This is a genomic window from Jeotgalibacillus proteolyticus (assembly GCF_002926065.1).
Classification (GTDB): Bacteria; Bacillota; Bacilli; order Bacillales; family Jeotgalibacillaceae; genus Jeotgalibacillus; species Jeotgalibacillus proteolyticus.
This window is the reverse complement of sequence record NZ_PREZ01000003.1, coordinates 353,421-373,685: the sequence shown is the minus strand read 5'-3', so window position 1 is coordinate 373,685 and position 20,265 is coordinate 353,421. Positions and strand designations below refer to the sequence as shown.

The window sequence follows — 20,265 nt, the reverse complement described above, 5'->3', positions numbered from 1 at the left end:
TCACTACTTTCGAAGAATCCAAATAAGGTATCCAGGAGTTGATTGAAGCGGAAGGGGCTGACTCCTGCGGGAAGAAGCGGGAAGGCTGAGATCCATTGGCGAAGCCAATTAGCTCAGCTCCCGCCCCGCGGAAAGCGTTTCCCTGCAGCGTAAATCAACACGCCACATTTAAGCCGCAAAACTCGTTATCTGATGAAATTTTTATGCAAATAACACATTAAATAAAAAACTTTTTCAAAAAAAGTGATCTAAACAAAAACCCTCTCCGTTTACTAAGTGTAAAAACAAACTACCAACAAATAAAAAGGAGAGTGACGAAAAATGAAAATGAAAAAAATCGCAGCATCCGTCTTAGGTCTATCCCTCTTAGTACCAGCAGTAGGACAGGCTCAGGAGGCCCCGACAGTCAACGATCCCGCAGCAGACTTAAGAGCAGACCTGGATTACTTACTATCCGAGCACTTCGTATTAGCAACTACAACCATGGTAAAAGAATACTTGGACGCACCTGACGCAGACGCTTATACACAGTCACTTGACCAAAACGTTGCAGACATGACACCAGCCATTGCTTCCATCTATGGCGACGAAGGAGCAGCAGAATTTGAACGAATCTTTAGAGGACATAATGATTACACCGCTGATATCGTAGCAGCAGCACAATCCGGAGACGAAAATGCAAGAGCAGCTGCAGAAGAAGAAGTAGAAGAATTTGTTGTTGAATTCTCAACTTTCCTTGATGCAGCAACTGAAGGAAACCTTCCACAGGAAGCAGCTGAAGAAGCGATTCGCGCTCACGAAATGGATGTTCTATCATTCTTTGACAGCTTCGTAGAAGAGGATTATGAAGGTGCTTACACGACTTTCCGTGAAGGCTATGACCGTATGTATGATATTTCAGCAGCACTATCTGGAGCGATCACTGCACAATTTCCTGATCAGTTTGGCGATTACAAAGTAGACTCAGCTACTTCAGAACTTCGCTCTACATTAAATAACCTTGCAGCTGAGCACCATGCACTTGCTGTAATGGGTCTTAAGAGCGGTGTTGACGGCGCTCCAAACTATGACTTCATTACATGGGCTGAAGACATGCATACACAGGATTTTAAAGAGGTAATTGGATCTGTTTATGGTGAAGAAGGAGCAGCAGCATTTGAAGATGTGTGGACAACTAATCATATTGAAGCAGAAGGCGAGCTTGTATCAGCTTATATCGCTGAAGATGATGAAGCCATCTCTGCTGCAAAAGAGCAGTTTGAAACATTTTCTAATGACTTTGGTGCATTCTTAGGAACTGCAACAGAAGAAAAACTTCCAACAGCTGATGCACAAGCAGCCGTATGGGGACATGAAGAATTAAAGCAAAAAGCACTTGAAACACATGTAGCTGGTGACTACACAGCATCTATGGATACGTTCCGTGAAGGCTACAAATATATGTTTGGTGTTGGTGAAGCACTAGGAAATGCAATCGTAGCACAACACCCTGATAAATTTGCTTCAACTGAAATGCCAGAAGAAATGCCTAACACTGGTATGGGCGGAAGCCAGCAAAATTCTTCAAGCGTAGTATGGGTTGGAATTGGAGCAGCAGCTTCTGCACTTGCTGCAGCATTCTTCCTTCGCCGCAGGGAACAAAAAGCATAAGTAAATAAAGACCCGCGTACACATTGGGTACGCGGGATTTTTTTAATTCTGACGCAACTCCACTCTGCGGATTTTACCGGAGGCAGTTTTAGGCAGCTCCCGGATAAATTCGATTTCACGCGGGTATTTATAAGGCGCGGTCATCTTTTTTGTATGATTCTGAAGCTCTTTGATGAGCTTCTCATCCTGTGTACCTTCAGAATCTTGAAGAACCACAAAGGCTTTTACAATGCTTCCTCTGATTTCATCAGGCGCTGCTGCAACAGCACATTCCTTTACAGCAGGGTGCTTGAGAAGGGCATCTTCGACCTCGAATGGTCCGATCGTGTAGCCTGAGCTGATAATAATATCATCGCTTCTGCCTTCAAACCAATAATACCCGTCCTCATCTCTTGACGCCTGATCTCCTGTTAAATACCATTCACCCCGGAAAGCCTTCTGCGTGCGTTCATAGTCGTGCAGGTATTCCTTAAATAGAGCCGGACAATCTTTATGGACGGCAATATCACCCACCTCCCCGACTTTAACCGGCTCACCGTTTTCATTAATAATATCAACTGGATTGCCTGGTGTAGGCATACCCATGGAGCCAGGCTTTATCGTCATGCCTTGTCGGTTGCAGACAAGCAGGGTATTTTCAGTCTGGCCGTATCCGTCACGGAGGTGGATGTCAAACGCTCTTTCAAACGCCTCCATTACCGGACGATTCAACGGCTCTCCTGCTGATACAGCACTTTTCAGATGAGGAAGCTGATAGGAATCCAGATTATCTAATTTTGCCATTAGGCGGTATTCAGTTGGGGTGCAGCAAAGCACTTCGATTTTTTCTTTTTCAAGAATTGATAAGTAGGTGTTCGCGTCAAAGCCACCATGATAAACAAAGGCTGTCGCACCAAGAGTTACAGTTGATAGAAACGGGCTCCAAACCCATTTTTGCCAGCCAGGAGCTGCTGTTGCCCAAACAAGATCGCCTTCCTGGACGCCAAGCCATTCCTTTGCGGCAGTGCGGACGTGGGCGTATCCCCAGCCATGAGAGTGTACAACGCCTTTTGGATTTCCGGTTGTTCCTGAAGTATAGGATAAAATGGCGGTATCATTCCGGCTTGTTTTTACGTTTTCGTAATCAATGCTTTGATTAGAAGCGAGCTCTTCAAGTGATTCCCAGCCTTGTTCTTTCCCGCCAATAATCAGCTTATTCTCAAGGGCAGGGAAAGCTTCATCAATTGCGTTCACCTCTGAGGTTGTTTGATGAAAAGCGATCACACCCTTGGCACCGGAATGTTCCATTCGGTAAATTAAGTCTTTTTTACGGAGCATTTCAGAGCAGGGGATGGCAATGATCCCTGCTTTAAGGCAGGCAAGATAGCTTATATAAGCCTCTGGAATCCGCGGCAGCATAAGGAGCACATAATCTCCTTTTTGAATTCCTTTTTCGGCAAGAGCATTGGCATATTGGTTCGCTTTTTCTACCAGCTCTTTATAGGAAACCTCCTGTCTCCTTCCTTCTGAATCAAGCCATCGTATGGCTGTACGTGCGTTGTCATTAGAATATTGAGTTAGTTCCTCTGCGATATTGTACTGCTCCGGTGCGATCAAATGCTGAAATGACATCTTCTATTCCTCCAGGCAATGGTTGTTCTCCTAACGAAAAACAAGTCTATTAGTATAGTGAATATGAAATTTAACTATCGTTGCTTTCTCATATATAAGAATGGCTTTTCTTTCCCCTCGATTGTAAACCGTCCGTTTATAAGGTGCAAGAATGTTATTTTACTATTCTAAAAATAGTGACATCTGTCATCGGCGCAGGATCACTGATATCATGAATCAACCTATTCGTATTGCCAGATATTTGATATACTTTTTAAAAAGAGTGTCTACAACACGTAAAGAAGGTGCACGGGTGAAAAAGAACGTAACACTTGGCTTGTTTTATTTGATAGGCCTATTTATATTATCCTTTGGAATCAGTCTAATGATTATAGCGGACTTGGGAGCTGGACCGTGGGATGCCTTTTATGTTGCCTTGGCAGATCTGGTTGGCTTAACAGTAGGAACATGGATTTTCATCATTGGTATTTTGTTGATTGTTATAAATGGCGTGCTAATGAAAAAAAGACCCGATTTTTTGGCTGCGATCACCATTATTATCATGAGTTTTCTCATAGATTTTTGGCTTTTAATCGCTTTTGGAGATTTTCTTATTTCAGGAGTTCTCGCAAGAAGTCTTATGCTTGGAGGTGGAATTCTAAGCATTGCAGCTGGTGTTTCTCTTTATCTGCAGGCAAATTTTGCCCAAAATCCAATAGATGGACTAATGATTGCTGTACATACCCGGACCGGGCTTAGCCTTTCAAGATCGAAAACTGTACTTGAGGTGGGGATCCTGATTGTTGCTCTTGTCATTGGCGGACCGATTGGTGTTGGGACCGTCATCGTCGCACTAGGCATCGGACCATTAATCCAGCTTTTTTTCGGACCAGCCTCAAAAATGAAGTCACGCATGATTCTACCGGCTGCACCAATGCCGAAATAAAAACTGAATTCTTCGTAACTGAAACGCCTTTTACCCGTTTGTTATAAAAACGGGTTTTTTTTATATAAAAATATGAATCGATTAGATCTTTGGTGTCGTCTAAAAGGAAAGAGAAAAAATGGGGTGAGGGCTTGGCGGAAAATGAGGCTTGCGGAATCGAAAGCGGTGCGGAGGCTGTAGAACTTGCAATGGAGGAATTTGGGACCGGTGTTAAAAGGCTGATTTTTTCTTATGTTAAGGACTGGAATATCACAAGCGACTTATCACAGGATGTGTTTATTACCGTGTATGAGAAGTGGGATACTTTCGAGAAGCGCTCATCCTTTAAAACATGGGTATTTTCTATTGCCATAAACAAAGCCAAGGATTATTTAAAAAGCTGGCATTATCGAAAAATGCTGGTGAAGGAGCCCTTTGCATTTATGCTGACAACCACCAATCATTCACCCGAGAATACCCTTTTAAAGAGGGCAGATCAGGAGGATTTAGTGAATAGAGTGGTTTCTCTTCCAGTAAAATACCGTGAAGTGATTCTACTTCATTATTATCAGGATCTGACCTTTGCTGAGATCAGTGAAATGCTGAAGATACCGGTCTCAACAGTGAAGACAAGACTTCATCGAGCTAAGGAAAAAATCAAACGGAGTCATGAAGCGAAGGAGAGGTGGGGAGAGCATGGATAAGGAAAAATTTAAACGGCATTGGAATGATGGCATGCCTGATCAATCCTGGTTTACTGAAAATGAAAAACACGCTGTGCGTCAAAAAATTCAAGCTGCAAAACCTAAAAAACCATACTATATAACGCCAAAGATTGTAACAGCCATTCTGCTTGGAGCTCTTTTCTTTGTCGGCTTTACTGCACTGAACGAACTGAATGCTCCAGGGATATCACCAAACGAAGGAATTTCTGGGAATGGAGAGGCATACCCATTGCTCAAGACAGGGGAAACAGTAAAAGGGTGGAGGGTAGTAGAGCGGGACGAAAGAAACACCGGACATTTTGCCTTTACTTTTCAAAAGCAGACGGTGCTTCATGGGACAGTGACATACGATCGTCATTCGGACGAAGTGGCTTTTCAGTTGAATGAATCCTCTCTAAATAGCCTGCCGCTTGCACCTTCTGGAGAAGGAGCATTCAGTTTTAGTGAGGGGGATGAAAAAAGGATTATTTCAGACTATTCTTTAGACGAAAAAGGTACGAGTCAGGATATTTCAGTCGCTGTAGATGAGCTTCGGATGACAGTTCAAGAAGAGAAAACTGATGGGTTCCTCTATCTTGCTGATCAGCAGTCAGCCGAAAAGGAAGTCATAAGTGAAACGCCATTTTGGATTCCGACAGATGAAGACCTTGAGCTTACATTAAGTGCTGATGAACAAAATGTGTATGAGGCCTTTATAAAAGAGTATGATGACTCAATCCTTTCCGGGCTGTCCCCAACTCAGATTTTCAGATTTTACTGGCTTGCAGAGGAGCAGGGAGATTTTAAGACTCAATACCTGCTTTATAATCATGATGAGTCAGCAGGAAAGGTTTTTGAAACATTGGAAGACTTTGAAGAGGCAAAACAGGATGAAAGCTATCCCGTCTTACATGCCTTTAAGAAAAATGAATTAGTAGAGGTAATCGTAGATGAGCAAAATGCTTATATTGCGATAAAAGCTGAGGATCCCGAGAAGATGCAAGGCTTTAGCCTTTCCAAAAATAAAAAAGGGGTCTGGAAGGTGAATTGGCTTCCAATGCAATAAGGCTGCATTAGACGTAAAACTGCCAAAAACTTATAATGGTCCGTACCTCTTCTGCGTGGTAAGATAATCTGGGAGAGATTTTACTAACAGAAGAGGTGCACCATGAGAAATGGATTCATTATAGGAATGTTTTATTTGCTAGGACTTTTATTTTTGTCCTTTGGGATCAGTCTGATGATCGTAGCGGATCTTGGGGTCGGACCCTGGGATGCATTATATGTCGGTCTGTCTGAGACCATAGGCTTTACAGTTGGCACATGGGTGTTTATATTAGGGATTATTTTAATCCTGCTTAACGGCTATTTAATGAAACGGATCCCTGATTTTCTGGCGATCGTGACCATATTTTTAATCGGTATTTTTATGGACTTCTGGCTGCTTGTTGCATTTGCCGGAATTGATTTTTTAGCGATGCCTGTTCGTGCAGCCATGCTGGCAGCGGGAGTCGCTATCATTGCACTCGGCATCACTTTTTATCTCCAGGCAGACTTTGCACGTAATCCGATAGACAGCTTAATGATGGCGATTCAGTATCGTACAGGAAAAAGTCTTGCTGTCTCTAAAACGATGATGGAGGTCAGTGTTCTGATACTGGCCTTTCTCTTTGGCGGACCGATTGGCCTAGGAACAATTTTGGTGGCATTTGGGATGGGAAGCATGATTCAGCTTTTTATTACTCCCGTCACATCCATGCGGAAACGGTTAACACAGGAGCCGGATGCTGTTATTAGCTAGGCTCAAGCCCTGCCCCGCGGAAAGCGCCCACTGAAGCGCAGTGAACCGGGTAAACGAGGTTGAGACAAACATTTGTCTCAGCTTTTTTTTATGCACGCTTATGGTAAAATTTAGAATAGTACATAACGAGAGGAAGAATGAAATGGAAGCATTGAGCTGGAAGAAATGTTTAGATGCCACAACGGATCACACCATCACAGGGAATGTAAAAATCATTGATGAATTTCCAATGCCGGAGCTTTCAGTAAAAAGAAGAATCTGGATTTATCTTCCTCCTGGCTATGATAAAGGAAACAAACAGTACCCTGTTCTCTATATGCATGATGGCCAAAATGTTTTTGATCAGGCAACTTCAACGGGAAGCGAGTGGGGCATTGATGAAACGATGGAGCAGCTCGCAAAGGAGAACAGTGAATGGGAAACCATTGTTGTAGCAATTGATCATGGGGGGAAGGAACGGGGAAATGAATATACAGTGATAGAAAATAAAAAACATCAATTTCTCGGTAAAGGAAAGGCATACGCAGCCTTCATCGCGCAAACACTTAAGCCTTACATTGATCAGAATTTCCGGACGAAAAAAGAACGTGAATACACGGCGATTGCCGGAAGCTCATTTGGTGCTTATATCTCTATATACTGCTTTATTACCTATCCCGAGCTGTTCAGCAGAGTAGGTGCTTTTTCCCTCATGTGCTGGCAGGACAAAGGCTGGCTTGCAAAGAGAATCAGAGAAGAACAAAAGACTTATCCAGCCCGCATTTATATGGATCTTGGAGAACTTGAGGCCGATAAATGGTGGCATAGAGCAGGGCTAAAAAAAGATGTAAAGAAAATGAAGAAATCATTCTTAAAAAGCGGCTATAAGGAGTCAGAAGTAAAATTTGACTTAATCAAAGAAGGCAAGCACCACGAAACCACCTGGAGAAAAACCTTCCCCACTGCTTTTAAATGGTGGAGCAGGCCACTTTAAGAACCAGGTAAGTTAATATGGAAAGCAGTTTTTTGTGAAAAACTTCGAAGAGACAAATAACTTATCCAGGAGTTGATTGAAGTGGAAGGGGCTGACTCCTGCGGGAAAAAACGGGAAGGCTGAGATCCACTTGCGCTAGCAAGTTAGCTCAGCTCCCGTCCCGCGGAAAGCGTCCCCCTGAAGTGGAAATCAACACGCCTCATTAAGAACCCATAGGTCTCGATCCCAAATTCCTTCATAAAGTAAAAGAAAACCCCTTTCTAAGGAGAGATGTACATGACCCTCTGGATCGATGTAGCCGTCAACAAAAAACAGCTCACCCTCTACGATGCCAGCGTTGTTATCAAAAGATACCCCATTGCAGTCGGCAAAGACCTCACACCAACCCCGACCGGCAATTACATGATCGTTAACAAAGAAGAAAACCCGGGCGGCCCCTACGGAGACATGTGGCTTGGCCTCTCAAAGCCGCACTACGGTATACACGGAACCAGCGACCCCTCATCCATCGGAAAAGAAGCCTCCTTGGGCTGTATCCGAATGCAAAACAAGGACGTCGTCGAGCTCTCTTCCTATGTCCCACTCGGAACCAACGTTTATATTCATAAATAACGATCTGAACATTCCTTAGAACAGCAAGAAATCCCCCTTCAGCGAAGGGGGATTATACATTAGGTAGCACGTTTATCTTTTTTAGGTTCTGCCTTTCTAGTGGTTGTTTTTGCATCAACCGTAGTAGTACTAGCCGGGCTTGGATCGCTGCTCGCTTTGCCGGAACCAGTAGAGGGCGTACCAGAATGGGTAGTGTGATTTGGGTTATTATAGACGTTTTTAAGGAGCCAGATGTGATAGAAATACTCTCCGGCAGCCACGATAATTGCAGCAACAAAGGCTTCAAGGAATATTTCATTGTAGCCAAGCAGCTCAAGACCACCCCAAATAATCAGTAAAGCGACTACAAAGTCAGACAGGGTAGCGACTACATTACCTGACTTCGGAAGCATAAATAGATCACCTGCTGCATAAGCCAAAATCAAGAGTACAATTCCGATGAGGGTCGAGTCCAGGAAAGTGACGTCGTTAAAAAGTGAGAGCACAATCCAGACTACTGGAAGAACGAGTGCCGCTTTAATTCCTAGTGCCTTGCCGTGATTCATCCTTACTCCTCCTTTAATGGTAATATGCTATACAGTTTCCACTTATGGGTAATAGTTAAACGTATATATAGTAATCAATAGATTAATAGTAATAAAATTATAATTTTTTCCAACGAAAAAGAGGTTGAGACAAGTGTGATTCTCAACCTCTAAATCCGGCTCACTGCGCTTTAGGCGGACGCTTTCCGCGGGGCGGGGCTTGAGCTAACTTGCTAGCGCAAGTTAGCTCAAGCTCCCGCTTCCTCCCGCAGGAGTCGCCACCTTCCGCTCCGTTCACCTCACGTTTTAAACTTATTGTTATGTCATAACTCTTATTTACTAAAAAGCAAATGATAGTTAACTTTAAGTCTATAAAGTAGAATCCCCTTCGAACATATAATCTCTGTGATGATAGCGGACTGAAAAAATTAAGCCGATTGAAAACATGGTGATCAATAGCGAGCTACCCCCGTAGCTGACAAACGGAAGCGTGAGGCCGGTGATCGGCAGTAGCTGAATGGTCATGCCGATATTTTGGAACACCTGAAAGGTCAGCATGCCAACAATTCCGACACATAAATAGGTGCTGAAAGGACTTTTCGTCATCGTCGCTACATTGATAATGTGATAAATTAAAAACATAAACCACGCAACCAGAATACTTGAACCGATAAACCCAAATTCTTCCCCGAATATACTGAAGATAAAATCAGTATGCTGCTCTGGGATGTAAACCTGGCCTGATTGATAGCCCCTCCCGAACATTTCACCCGAACCAATTGCACTCATTGCCTGAAGAAGATTATAGCCTTCTGATGTCTGGTAGGAATGGGGGTCCAGCCATGAATACACACGTCCAAACTGATATTGCTGGAGGCCAAGTGTTTGCTCCAGCCACTCCGGTTTATAAACAACCAGACCGAGGATCGTTATTCCTCCACCTGCCGCCAGTCCAAAAACCGGCGCTAAAAGCTTCCATGAAATACCTGAAACGATGATTACCCCTGCACTTATGGCGATAAAGACAAGGCTCGTTCCCAGGTCAGGCTGATTCATGATTAACGACACGGGGACAAATGCTGCCAGCAGTATTTTCCCCAGAAGCCATGTGTCATGCTTCAGATTTTTGATGATAAACTTTTCCTGGTGCCTGCTCACGATGTAGGCAAGCATAAGAATGTAGAATGTTTTCATTAATTCAGAAGGCTGGACAGTGCCGATTAACGGCAGGTCAAACCATCTTTTTGCTCCGTTCCGGTACGGCGCGATTGATTCCGGTGCCAGCGCAATACCAATTAACAGCAGAATACCGACTGCGTAAAAATAGGGGGCTGTTTTTTTATATACATCAGGCTCAATTTGGCTTGCACCTAAAATCACCACAAAGCCTACCCCATACCAGATAGCCTGCCTGAGAACAAAATTTGTATTTCCGTATTGTTCCATTGACTGGGCAGACCAGATCCCAATGAGGCTGATTAAACAAAATCCCATTAGAATAAACAGCAGTCCCCAATCAAAACGATCTGTAAAGCGTTCAGACTGTTTCATAAATCTCCTTTGTTTCCTTTTTGTTATTTGTAAAATGATTGTAGCGTGCAATATTCATTAATATCCCAAGCATTGTCATTGTGATAATAAGGGATGAGCCGCCATAGCTGATTAAAGGAAGTGTAATACCTGTGATTGGCATTAAGCCCACTGCAGCAGCAAGATTCATACAAGCCTGCCCGAGTATTTGTGCGGTAATGCCGATTGCCAGAAGCTTTCCAACAGGGTGCGGACAAGCTGTGTAAATACTGTATCCAATTAGTAAAAGCGCCACAAATCCTGTAATGATGGCGATTATGCCGAATATGCCCAACTCTTCAGCAATAATGGCGATAATAAAATCTGTATGCGGCTCCGGTAAAAAACCAAGCTTCATTGTGCTCATCCCGAAGCCGCTCCCGGTAATGCCTCCGGAAGCAATGGCAGAAAGGGATTGAATAAGCTGATAACCGCCGCCTCCAGGATCGGCAAAGGGATCTCTGAAATTTGTCAGCCTCTCTAAACGGTAAGGGCTGAGAATAGCAAGCATGGTTACAGCTGCAATACCGGCAAGACCGAGGCCAAATACATGCTTAAAGCTGATTTTTCCTACAAGGAGCATCGCTAAATAAGCAATTAAGATCGAAATAACAGTTCCCAAATCAGGCTGCAGTAATATCAAAAACGTGAGCAACAGCACAATAATGAGTGAAGGAAGAATCCCTTTTTTAAAGTCATGTAATTGCGCTCGTTTTTGAACAAGAATATAGCTTATGTACAATGGTACAGTCAGCTTGGCAATTTCAGAAGGCTGCAAAAGAATCGGTCCGACAGACACCCATCTCGTAGCATAGTTTCGTTCCTCTCCTAGGGAAGGAATAAAAACTAAAAGCAGCATAATAAACGTGCCAACAACAATAAAGGGGAGCAGCTTTTGATAGGCTGTAAACTTAAACAGGGAAGTAAAAAGAAAGGCCCCAAGCGCAACAAGCCACCAAATTCCCTGACGGAGAACAAAGGCATAATGTGTGCCGGTCGATTCCTGTGCAACAAAGTAGCTGGCACTATATACCATGATCAGACCAAAAAGCCCCATGCCCACTACAACCATAAACAATGGACCGTGAAAGGTAGAAATTAATTTTTTCATTTTGATCTCCTAATTCCCTACTAATCTTAAATCGGAAAACGGGTAAGTAAAGCCGTTGCAATCCCAAAGTAAATTAATAGTGATAAAATATCGTTTAGCGTCGTGATCAAAGGTCCCGAAGCGATAGCGGGATCAATCTTAAACCGGTGAAGGATCAGCGGAATTATTGTGCCTGCTAGTGTACCGATAATTAGGGTTGTTAGCAAGGACAGGCCAACAATTAAACCGATAGTAATACTGCCCTGCCAGAAATAACCGATTGCTGCAATTAGAACGCCGCATGTAGCCCCGATCATTATACCTACCAGCAATTCTCTGATCAAAAGCTTCGTAACGGTAAGTTTATCGATTCGATTTGTCGTAAGCCCGCGCACTACTACAGCCAAGGATTGTGTCCCTGTATTTCCTGTCATGCCGGCAATCATTGGCATGAAAAAGGCAAGAGCGACTACACTAGCAAGCGTTTCTTCGAACCCGCTGATAATACTGCCTGATACAAGTCCGATAAAAAGCAGAAGAACAAGCCACGGAAGACGTCTGGCAAAAGCGGTAAAGGCATTTGTTTTAAACGTGATTTCCTTACCGGAACCTGAAAGCCTCTCAATATCTTCTGTTGCTTCCTGGATAAGCACATCAATTACATCATCGACCGTAATCAGTCCGATCAGCTTTTCATTATCATCCACAACGGGCATAGCAATTAAATCATACTGCTCAATGAGCCTTGCTACTTCCTCCTGGTCGATATACGATTTAACCGACATCACATTATCACTCATGATCCTTTTGATCAGATCGTCCTGTTCTGCCAAAAGCAAATCCCGGTAGGAAACGACCCCTTCAATCTGATGCTTGTCATTCACCACATATAAATAATGGATGGTTTCAAAGATCTTTGAGTACTGGCGAAGCTTTTGCACAGCCTCAGTTACCGTCATTTCAGGATTGATCCATACTACTCGATTTGTCATCAGCCGTCCGGCAGATTCCTCAGGGTAGGACAAGATTTTTTGAACAATATCCGCCTCTTCAGGGGACATAACCTTAACAAGTGTTTCCGCCTGATCATTTTGGAGATGGTCAAGCATCCGTGCAAGATCGTCATTTTGCATTTCATCAAGCACGGAACCAAGGACAGAGCGTTCGATAAATGAAATCGCTAAAACCTGATCTTCAGGATGAAGATGGCTCAGCAGCTCTGCTTTTCCGGAGTTGTCCAGTGCTTCTGTTATTCTTTTTTTCCAAACGATATTTGATAATCGTTCAAAAAGAAGTGCTCTGTCAAATGGACGTATTTTTTTTATAAAAGTTTCTAATTTTCGTGTATTTTGGGAATGGAGAATGCGTTCAAGCTCCTCCAGCAATTGATCCTGCACGACTTCATTCATCCCTGCCACCTCACATATCTAAAGAAAATCCTACCACATTCCGAATTTATAAGAAAAACCAAAAGCATCTTTCCATAAGATTTTGTCTTGTTTAAATGTTTTTTGATTATATAAAAAAGAGTACCCCTAAAGGCACTCTTTCAACCCCTATACTTCTCGGCGCATTGCCTTTAAGACGTCAATTTCAGTTGCCCGTTTTGCAGGGCGAAATCCCGATAAAATGGTCACGGTTAAACAAATAACGATCGCAATGACAACCAGGGAGAAGGGAATATAAGAAAACATTAGACCTGCGGGCAGCTCCTCTTCAAATACAGCTTCTAGAATAAGAGGGAGGCCGATATTGACGAGAATACTGATAATATAGGCAGCCACAATCCCGATCGCGGCACCAATCAATCCAATATAGCTGCTCTCGAGCAGGAAGATTCGTTTAATTACTTTTGGACTTGCCCCGATCGCTTTCATAATACCGATGTCCGGCGCCCTTTCAGTAACAGCCATTGTCATCGTATTATAAATACCGATGGACGCAATCAATATGGCAATGGTGCCAATAAAAATCAGCCCGGCTTTTGCAATGGTAAACAGCATATTTACTTGTTTCATCTCATTGACGATGGAGTAGGTAAGGTAGTTTTGATCTTTAAGCTGGTCAGAAATGCCCTGCACGCTTTCAAGATTTGCTGCGACTACTATTACAGAATTATATCCATCCGCAATAAGACCTTCATTTTCCTCATCTGACGGATCATATAAATCTGCCCGCGGAGTACCTGTAAAGGCCTCCATCTCACCTAGTAAGTCCTCCGAAATATAAACTTTCTGATCCCACATCCATTCCCTTGACGGCTGTTCCATCACGCCTGTCACGGTGACCTCAAACTGACCGGTGGATTCTTCACCGTCCTCTATTTTTTTCAATTCAAGTGTGATCGTTTCACCAATAATAGCTTCATTATATCTCAGCTCTTCTTTTACAAAACCCTGCTCATCCCACAGATCCTCTGTGTTCTCATTTGAAGGAGTCAAAAGGGGGATAAAGTGATGACCGATGACTACTTCATTAGATGATTCCGGCAAACGCCCCTCAGCCAGGCGTGCTCCAGCTTCTAGTTCGGCAGGGAAATAGGTGGAAGAAGCAGAGATAGTTCCTTCGTAGTCGTCTCCAAGTGAAGCGGTTATTTCCTGGCCAACCACTTTCGCTCTTGTCACGGTACGGACGTTTTCCATCTCTTCAAAGCGAGCGATATCCTCATCATTTATTGAACGATACGTACCATTATCGTCCTCATAACCTGCTATTTCAATCTCATTAATTTCACGTGATTCCATCGTATCCTTTAAAACAGAATCATGAAGACCAAACGCAACAGAAGCAAGGACGATCAGGAAAGCACAACCCATTGCGGTTGCCAGCACCGTCATAAATACACGGATTTTATTCTTTTTCATATTTTGCAGAATAAAGCGAAATTGATCCTTTAATTTCATGAGAACACACCGCTTTCTACGATTTTTCCATCGGCTAGTGAAATCGTCCGGTGACCGATGCGGGCAACTTCATCATCGTGTGTAATGATTAAGAAGGTAATGCCGAGCTCTTTGTTCAGCTGCTGGATAAATTGAAGTAAATCCTCTTCTGTTTCACTGTCCAGGCTCCCTGTAGGCTCGTCCGCTAAAATAAGCGGTGGCTCAAGAACAAGGGCACGCGCAATGGAAACGCGCTGCTGCTGCCCGCCTGATAGTTCACTTGGATAATGCTCGCCAAAGCCCTCAAGTCCGACTTTTTTAAGCATGGCAAGGGCGGTTTCTTTTCGCGCAGTCTCGCCCATTCCTTTTAAAATTAGCGGAAGCTCTATATTTTGAAAGGCTGTCATGCTCGGGATCAGTTGGAAATTTTGAAAAATAAACCCCATATGATTGAGCCGGAAATGAGCAAATTCACTTTCATCAAAATTGCTGACCTTTTGATCTTCAATAATAATTTCTCCTTGTGTCGGACGGATAAAGCCGCTGATTAAATTAAGCAGGGTAGACTTTCCGGAGCCGCTTCTGCCGACGATCGTGACTATTTCACCGGCGCTGACGTGAAAAGAGATATTCTCCAATACAGATAATTTTGTTTGATTTCCCTTTTTTCCTAACGTGAAATGATGGGTTAACTGATTCACATCGATCATTTTTCATCCTCCTAAGTGAATTTTGGCAATAAGAAAGAAGGGTCCAGGCAAATCGAACCCTTCTTTAGTTAAGTAAAGCATTTATTGAGCAGGTAAAGCGTCTTTGATAAAAGCAGGGGCGTTTTCCACAGAAAAGCTGAAATTTTGATAGCCCCCTCCTTTTGTAGTAGGAATGATAATGATGTAATCCTCGCTTCCCCCGGATTCGGAAGCAGTCAGAATTTCCTCGATTTCTTCCGGGTTCTCTGTGATAAATTTAGAACCAGGAATATCTTCAAGGTTTCCAGACCCTCCGTACATTACCTCATCGATCTCCATCCAATTGGATTCATAGTCGCCCGTCAAAACAGCCAGCTGATCTATGTTTTCCGGGAGAATCAGAGTGTCTGAAAAGTCATTTTCCCTCAGCCAGTCAATGGTATAGGTAGAGTCGGCGTAAATTGGAAGATAAGAATGGTAATTGTCCATATTATTGGCTTTCCTATTTACGTAAATTTCTCCGATAGTTGAACTGCGGTAGTTAAAATAAAACCGGCTCGGTTTTTCTTTTACATCATTTTCAATGGCATTCAACAGTTCGTCAATTTGATCAAGCTCTGTTATGCGCTGTTCCTCCCCGTTATACGGATTAGTGATAGACAGATAGGTAATATCGGTGTAGGTTTTGACAGCAAAGATCGGTTCATTAACCTGTTTAAATTCTTCATTGTTTCGAAGCTCTTCTGAAAGGTTTGAAAGAAGCTCGCTCTCAACCCGGTATTCCCGGGTCATGCTTTTTCCATTGTTCAGCTCATAAGTAATGGAAATATACTCCTCATTGTAGCGATTCCTCACAGACTGCTCTGTTAACTTCCTGTGAAGCTCGATCACCTGCTGAATGGATTCTTCACCTTTCATTGTCACTGATCTTTCTTCATACATTTGATTAACTCCAACGGATGTAACTTCACTTGCTTCCGGTACTGATCTTTCATAAAATCCTGCAACAAAGCTGACAGGGATAAGAAGAAGAGCGACCGCAACTGCATAAGCGACAAAGCCTTTCCACGGCCATGATAGGCGAAGTGTTTTCTGCAGTATCATTTGAAGGATGGTGTAGGCAATAAAGGCTCCCAATAAATAGCCCACGAGTGTCCAGGCAAAGCTTCCCTGTTGAATTTCACTAAAGTAAAAGCCTGAAACCAGCATGGCGAAAAAGGTGAGTACATATAAAAACAGGTAGCGGAAAAAAGGAAATACAATCGTCTGATCTGTTGCTTCAGATGGGCGTTTCGCATAAGCAATATACGATATTGCCACGAAAGCTGCCGCAAGAAGGGTGTAAATAACATATTCGAGCAGACTGAAAGGATCCTCAAGCAGCATAGCCAACCGGATAAAAAATACCCCGTTTGTCATCAGATTTTCAGCGTAGTTGCTGAGCGCCAGCCCGTTAACATAGTACTGAAGATTAAAAAGAATCAAAACGATGATGGAGGCAGGGACAAAAATCATTAAATAAGTAAGTCCTGCATGCAACAGCCCGTTTCCTACGAACATGCCGATCATAATGGCGAAAATAAAGAGAATCAGGACAATCAGGTAGGAAAGACCCATCCAGCCTGCAATGTCCAGGAAGCTGTAGAACTGGTCTGTTAAAAACGGATAAAGAATGGCTAAAAGCGCCCCGGTAATCACGATTGGAATTAGTAATGCAAGCGCACCGACAATGTACGTATTCGTTAAAATCGTCTGACGGGTAAAGGGAAGACTGTGCATAAAATCAGTCGCCGCTTTTTTCGTCATAAAGCTTACCAGGATAATCGCCAAAAGAATCGGGAATGTAGCAAAGGCGATCAATTGAAATGGAAACGAAAAATCAAATACTGCATTTGCTCCCTGGTAGCCTGTTGAATAGGGATAATATTCACTGTTAGCAATGGTAAGATGCCTGATTAAGATACTGAGCGGCAGCATGATGATCAGTGCGAGTGTAAAGAAAATACCAATCCAGGTGATAATGCGTGCCTGCTGCTGAAAAAGGCCTTTATTCAACGATAAGATTCCGGATTTCATAGCCGACACCTCCAAGTTCATAAATGAATATTTCCTCAAGCGTGAGAGGAAGCAGGTCAAAAATCGCCGGGTTATACGACCGGACGTACGCTGAAATATCCTCCATTTTTCCTTTCACGATACATAAAACCACGCTGCCCCGCTTCTCGTAATGAAGTACATCCATGCCGTCAAGGAAAGACTTTTCAGGTACATTCTTGAAGGCGATTTGAAGCTTATGAATATCTGTTTTAAGCTCATCCATATCCCGCTCAAACAGGAGTGTACCCTTATGCATGATTCCGACATAATCACAGAAATCCTCCATCTCACGGAGATTGTGGGAGGAAACGATTAGGGTAAGTCCCCGTTCTGCCACATCCTGTAATATCAGGTTCTTCATCTGCTGGCGAACGACTGGATCCAGTCCGTCAAACGGTTCATCCAAAATCAGGACGTCAGGCATTGCAGAAAGCGTTAGAATAAATGAAGCTTGCCGCTGCATCCCTTTAGACATGCGGCTGAGATTCTTAGTAGGATCCATTCGAAAATGAGTAGTTAACTGTTTAAAGCGTTTAGCGTTCCATTTTGTGTAAACCTGTTCATAAAACCACGCCATATTAAGTAAGGACGTTTGATGAAGAAAATAGGGCTGATCAGGTATAAAAAGTACGCGCTGCTTTGTTTCAGGCATCTCGTAAATGGGCTGTTCTGAGATTTTAATTTCGCCTTTATCCTGCTTATAAATTCCTGCAATCATTTTAAGGAGCGTTGTTTTTCCTGCACCATTTGAGCCAAGCAACCCATAAATGGATCCTTTGCGAACGTGAAGGGAGAGGTTGGTAACGGCCTGCAGTTTTTCAAACTTCTTATCAACAGCTACCGCTTTAATCATTTTTATCCTCCCTTTCTGCCACTTTTATTTTTTCAATCAGTTCAATTAACTCACCCTTTGAACCGCCTAAAAACAAGATTTCACTTACGATTCTTTCAAGGTCCTGTTTCAACATCTCCAATCGCTCCTTATTCGCATCAATCTGGAATGGTGCTACAAAGCTTCCTTTGCCGGGGACAGAATAAATAAATCCTTCTCGTTCAAGCTCCCGATACGCCTTTTGGATTGTATTGGGGTTGATCGTCAACTCCTGTGCAAGACTTCTGACAGAAGGTAGCTGTTCATCCGGCTGCATAACATCGCGCATCATCAGCTTTTTGAGCTGGTCAACAAGCTGCTCATAAATTGGGACCCGGCTTCGCGTATCCAACGTAAACATCCGCATCCTCCTCATCTTAAAATTGTACTATCTGTATTACCTATTGTAATACGGTTAATACGGTCTGGCAATAGGCAAATTGGAAAATATTTATTTTTAAGAAAAGGCCATTACTGAATCTATGTCCGTGTTGTAGTGGATAGAGACAGTTGGTTATTTTTTTCTGATGATTCGTCTTCGGCTGCCTGAGAGTGGAAAATAAAAGCTCCACTCTTAAAGAAGCTATCCACATGTGGATAAATTCCTTTAAGAATGGAGAAAAACTTCGGGGAAAAGCGTGTATATGTGTATAAGCTGTGTGTATAACCTCCAAGTAGGAGCAGGTTATCCCCGGAATAGCTTAAAGACACCATTAATTTAGCCGTCTACCAAACAAAATAGTGGATAAATTAGGAAAAATAGCTATTATTAAAATAAGAAATTATTTATAAAATAGTTAGGAGTGACATCTGATGAAAGCATTAATCCTCTATAGCTGTGGAAGAGCATGGGACAGTGGAAGTCAGGATTGGGAGCAGCAGGTTACTTCTCACAGAAAATATATCGTAAGCAAAATGAAAGACAGACTGATCGCAGGAGGTCCGTTTATGGATCACACTGGAGAGCTTGTTATTTTGGAAGTGGAAAATTTAGACGAGGCACTTGAGCTGGCAAAAAATGATCCTGCAGTGAGGGATGGAAGGTTTGAGTATGTCGTTAAACCGTGGGAGCCGATCGATGGGATTTTTAATCCTCCAGGTCAGCTGTAGCCTTAAATAGAGTTTAATCTGAGAGGCATCACTAATAAGAGCAAGGCGCTCGTAACGTGAAATGGAACACACTAATGATGAATCCGATAAAATAGTGTACCCTAAGGATAAGATTAGATAAAAGGATTGAGCGAAATGAAAAAGACCGTAACAGCCAAGGATGTGGCAAAGCTTGCAGGTGTCTCGCAGTCATCTGTATCGAGAGTTTATTTTACAGGGGCAGCAGTGTCAGAAAAGACAAAGAAAAAGGTGCTTGCTGCTGCAGCAGAATTGGGCTATCACCCAAATGAGTTTGCCAGGAGCCTGATCACAAACCGCACAAAAATAATCGGGCTTGTGATGAAAGGTGTTCAAAATCCTTTTTATCCGCAAGTATTAAGCCAGTTTACTGCTGAATTTAAAAAATGGGGCTACAGTGTTTTATTTGTTCATACAAACAATGAAGAAATTCAAAATGAAGATGTAGAAACCTTATTAAACTATAATGTGGCAGGGGTGATTATTACCGATGCGACGATGTCGTTAAAGGTAGCGAAATCCTTTAAAAATAATGAAATTCCACTCGTGTTTTTCAATCGCAAAATCCATACAAATGATTTTTACTCCGTGTCCTGCAATAATTTAAACGCCAGCCGGAGAATTGCTGAATTCCTTCTTGCCAAAGGCGGTACATCCATGGTTTACCTTGCCGGAAATGAGCAGACTTCAACGAGCAGGGAGCGGGAGGAAGGTTTTACTGAGATTCTGTCTGACCATAATATATCCTACAAAAAATACTCCTCGGATTTTACCTACGAAGGAGGCTACCATACAGCGCTTGAGATCGTGAAGCACCAACTGCCTTCAGCATTTTTTGTGGCGAATGATATTATGGCGCTTGGGGTCTTAGATGCACTTCGCAAAAAAGGGATCCGTGTCCCTGAAGACACAAAAGTGGTCGGTTTTGATAACATCGAGATGTCCGGATGGCCAGCCTACCAGCTTACAACATGGGAGCAGCCAATAAACCAGATGGTCGAAAAAACAGTTAATTATTTGCTGAAGGAAATGGCAAATTATACAGGGATGGCAAGGACTGTTGAGGTAGAAGGCTCTTTAATTGAACGGAAAACAACTTAACTAGCAGTTGACTTTTATGAGAAACTACCATATTCTCTTTAGTAACAAGAAAATGCATA

The 20,265-nt window shown here is 42.9% G+C and carries 19 protein-coding genes; 9 read left to right on the top strand and 10 right to left on the bottom strand.

All coding sequences use genetic code 11. The features are described from left to right. Positions 1–321: 321 nt before the first annotated feature. The gene (locus tag C4B60_RS08830; protein WP_104057632.1) at positions 322–1,650 is read left to right on the top strand and encodes a copper amine oxidase; all 1,329 of its coding nucleotides are present in this window, start codon (positions 322–324) and stop codon (positions 1,648–1,650) included. Positions 1,651–1,692: 42 nt separating this feature from the next. Here the strand turns inward: C4B60_RS08830 and mbcS are convergent, their stop codons facing one another. Next, a complete protein-coding gene (mbcS, locus tag C4B60_RS08825; RefSeq protein WP_104057631.1) occupies positions 1,693–3,261 on the bottom strand; it encodes an acyl-CoA synthetase MbcS in 1,569 nt (522 codons plus the stop codon). 292 nt (positions 3,262–3,553) lie between these two features. Between mbcS and C4B60_RS08820 the strand changes: the two genes are divergently transcribed. The 6 genes from C4B60_RS08820 to C4B60_RS08795 all read left to right on the top strand — a co-directional run bounded on the left by C4B60_RS08820 (position 3,554) and on the right by C4B60_RS08795 (position 8,255). Beyond that, entirely contained in the window at positions 3,554–4,186 is a 633-nt protein-coding gene (locus tag C4B60_RS08820) for a YczE/YyaS/YitT family protein (protein ID WP_104057630.1), read from the top strand. A 131-nt stretch (positions 4,187–4,317) separates the two neighbouring features. Continuing rightward, the gene (locus tag C4B60_RS08815) at positions 4,318–4,869 is read left to right on the top strand and encodes a sigma-70 family RNA polymerase sigma factor (RefSeq protein ID WP_245153915.1); all 552 of its coding nucleotides are present in this window, start codon (positions 4,318–4,320) and stop codon (positions 4,867–4,869) included. Beyond that, positions 4,862–5,935 (top strand): hypothetical protein, encoded by a 1,074-nt coding sequence (locus C4B60_RS08810; RefSeq protein WP_104057629.1) that lies wholly within the window; start codon positions 4,862–4,864, stop codon positions 5,933–5,935. The genes C4B60_RS08815 and C4B60_RS08810 overlap by 8 nt, the downstream gene beginning before the upstream one ends. Before the next feature lie 102 nt (positions 5,936–6,037). Beyond that, positions 6,038–6,670 carry a YczE/YyaS/YitT family protein gene (locus tag C4B60_RS08805; RefSeq protein ID WP_104057628.1) on the top strand — a complete coding sequence of 211 codons (633 nt, stop codon included), beginning with the start codon at positions 6,038–6,040 and terminating at the stop codon, positions 6,668–6,670. Positions 6,671–6,812: 142 nt separating this feature from the next. After that, complete coding sequence (locus C4B60_RS08800; RefSeq protein ID WP_104057627.1) at positions 6,813–7,643, top strand: alpha/beta hydrolase; 831 nt, start codon at positions 6,813–6,815, stop codon at positions 7,641–7,643. 276 nt (positions 7,644–7,919) lie between these two features. Further along, positions 7,920–8,255 carry a L,D-transpeptidase gene (locus tag C4B60_RS08795; protein WP_104057626.1) on the top strand — a complete coding sequence of 112 codons (336 nt, stop codon included), beginning with the start codon at positions 7,920–7,922 and terminating at the stop codon, positions 8,253–8,255. A gap of 59 nt (positions 8,256–8,314) precedes the next feature. Here the strand turns inward: C4B60_RS08795 and C4B60_RS08790 are convergent, their stop codons facing one another. The 9 genes from C4B60_RS08790 to C4B60_RS08750 form a co-directional block, all read right to left on the bottom strand. Beyond that, positions 8,315–8,800, bottom strand: a complete 486-nt coding sequence (locus tag C4B60_RS08790) for a DUF2512 family protein (protein ID WP_104057625.1) — start codon at positions 8,798–8,800, stop codon at positions 8,315–8,317. A gap of 348 nt (positions 8,801–9,148) precedes the next feature. Continuing rightward, positions 9,149–10,330 carry an FtsW/RodA/SpoVE family cell cycle protein gene (locus C4B60_RS08785; protein ID WP_104057624.1) on the bottom strand — a complete coding sequence of 394 codons (1,182 nt, stop codon included), beginning with the start codon at positions 10,328–10,330 and terminating at the stop codon, positions 9,149–9,151. Then, positions 10,317–11,459 carry a putative lipid II flippase FtsW gene (ftsW, locus tag C4B60_RS08780; RefSeq protein WP_104057623.1) on the bottom strand — a complete coding sequence of 381 codons (1,143 nt, stop codon included), beginning with the start codon at positions 11,457–11,459 and terminating at the stop codon, positions 10,317–10,319. The genes C4B60_RS08785 and ftsW overlap by 14 nt, the downstream gene beginning before the upstream one ends. 26 nt (positions 11,460–11,485) lie before the next feature. Further along, positions 11,486–12,847: a magnesium transporter gene (mgtE, locus tag C4B60_RS08775; protein ID WP_104057622.1), complete on the bottom strand. Its 1,362-nt coding sequence runs from the start codon at positions 12,845–12,847 to the stop codon at positions 11,486–11,488. A 147-nt stretch (positions 12,848–12,994) separates the two neighbouring features. After that, the gene (locus C4B60_RS08770) at positions 12,995–14,341 is read right to left on the bottom strand and encodes an ABC transporter permease (protein ID WP_104057621.1); all 1,347 of its coding nucleotides are present in this window, start codon (positions 14,339–14,341) and stop codon (positions 12,995–12,997) included. Then, on the bottom strand, positions 14,338–15,030 hold the full coding sequence (locus tag C4B60_RS08765) for an ABC transporter ATP-binding protein (RefSeq protein WP_104057620.1): 693 nt from the start codon (positions 15,028–15,030) through the stop codon (positions 14,338–14,340). Before C4B60_RS08765 ends, C4B60_RS08770 begins: the two co-directional genes overlap by 4 nt. Positions 15,031–15,111: 81 nt before the next feature. After that, a complete protein-coding gene (locus C4B60_RS08760; protein WP_104057619.1) occupies positions 15,112–17,085 on the bottom strand; it encodes an ABC transporter permease in 1,974 nt (657 codons plus the stop codon). Continuing rightward, on the bottom strand, positions 17,057–17,959 hold the full coding sequence (locus C4B60_RS08755; protein WP_104057618.1) for an ABC transporter ATP-binding protein: 903 nt from the start codon (positions 17,957–17,959) through the stop codon (positions 17,057–17,059). The genes C4B60_RS08760 and C4B60_RS08755 overlap by 29 nt, the downstream gene beginning before the upstream one ends. Continuing rightward, positions 17,952–18,338: a GntR family transcriptional regulator gene (locus C4B60_RS08750; protein ID WP_104057617.1), complete on the bottom strand. Its 387-nt coding sequence runs from the start codon at positions 18,336–18,338 to the stop codon at positions 17,952–17,954. The genes C4B60_RS08755 and C4B60_RS08750 overlap by 8 nt, the downstream gene beginning before the upstream one ends. A 452-nt stretch (positions 18,339–18,790) precedes the next feature. Here C4B60_RS08750 and C4B60_RS08745 point away from each other — a divergent pair, with 452 nt between their 5' ends. Next, positions 18,791–19,087, top strand: a complete 297-nt coding sequence (locus C4B60_RS08745; RefSeq protein WP_104057616.1) for a YciI family protein — start codon at positions 18,791–18,793, stop codon at positions 19,085–19,087. Positions 19,088–19,222: 135 nt separating this feature from the next. After that, positions 19,223–20,206: a LacI family DNA-binding transcriptional regulator gene (locus tag C4B60_RS08740; RefSeq protein ID WP_104057615.1), complete on the top strand. Its 984-nt coding sequence runs from the start codon at positions 19,223–19,225 to the stop codon at positions 20,204–20,206. The last annotated feature ends 59 nt before the right edge of the window (positions 20,207–20,265 follow it).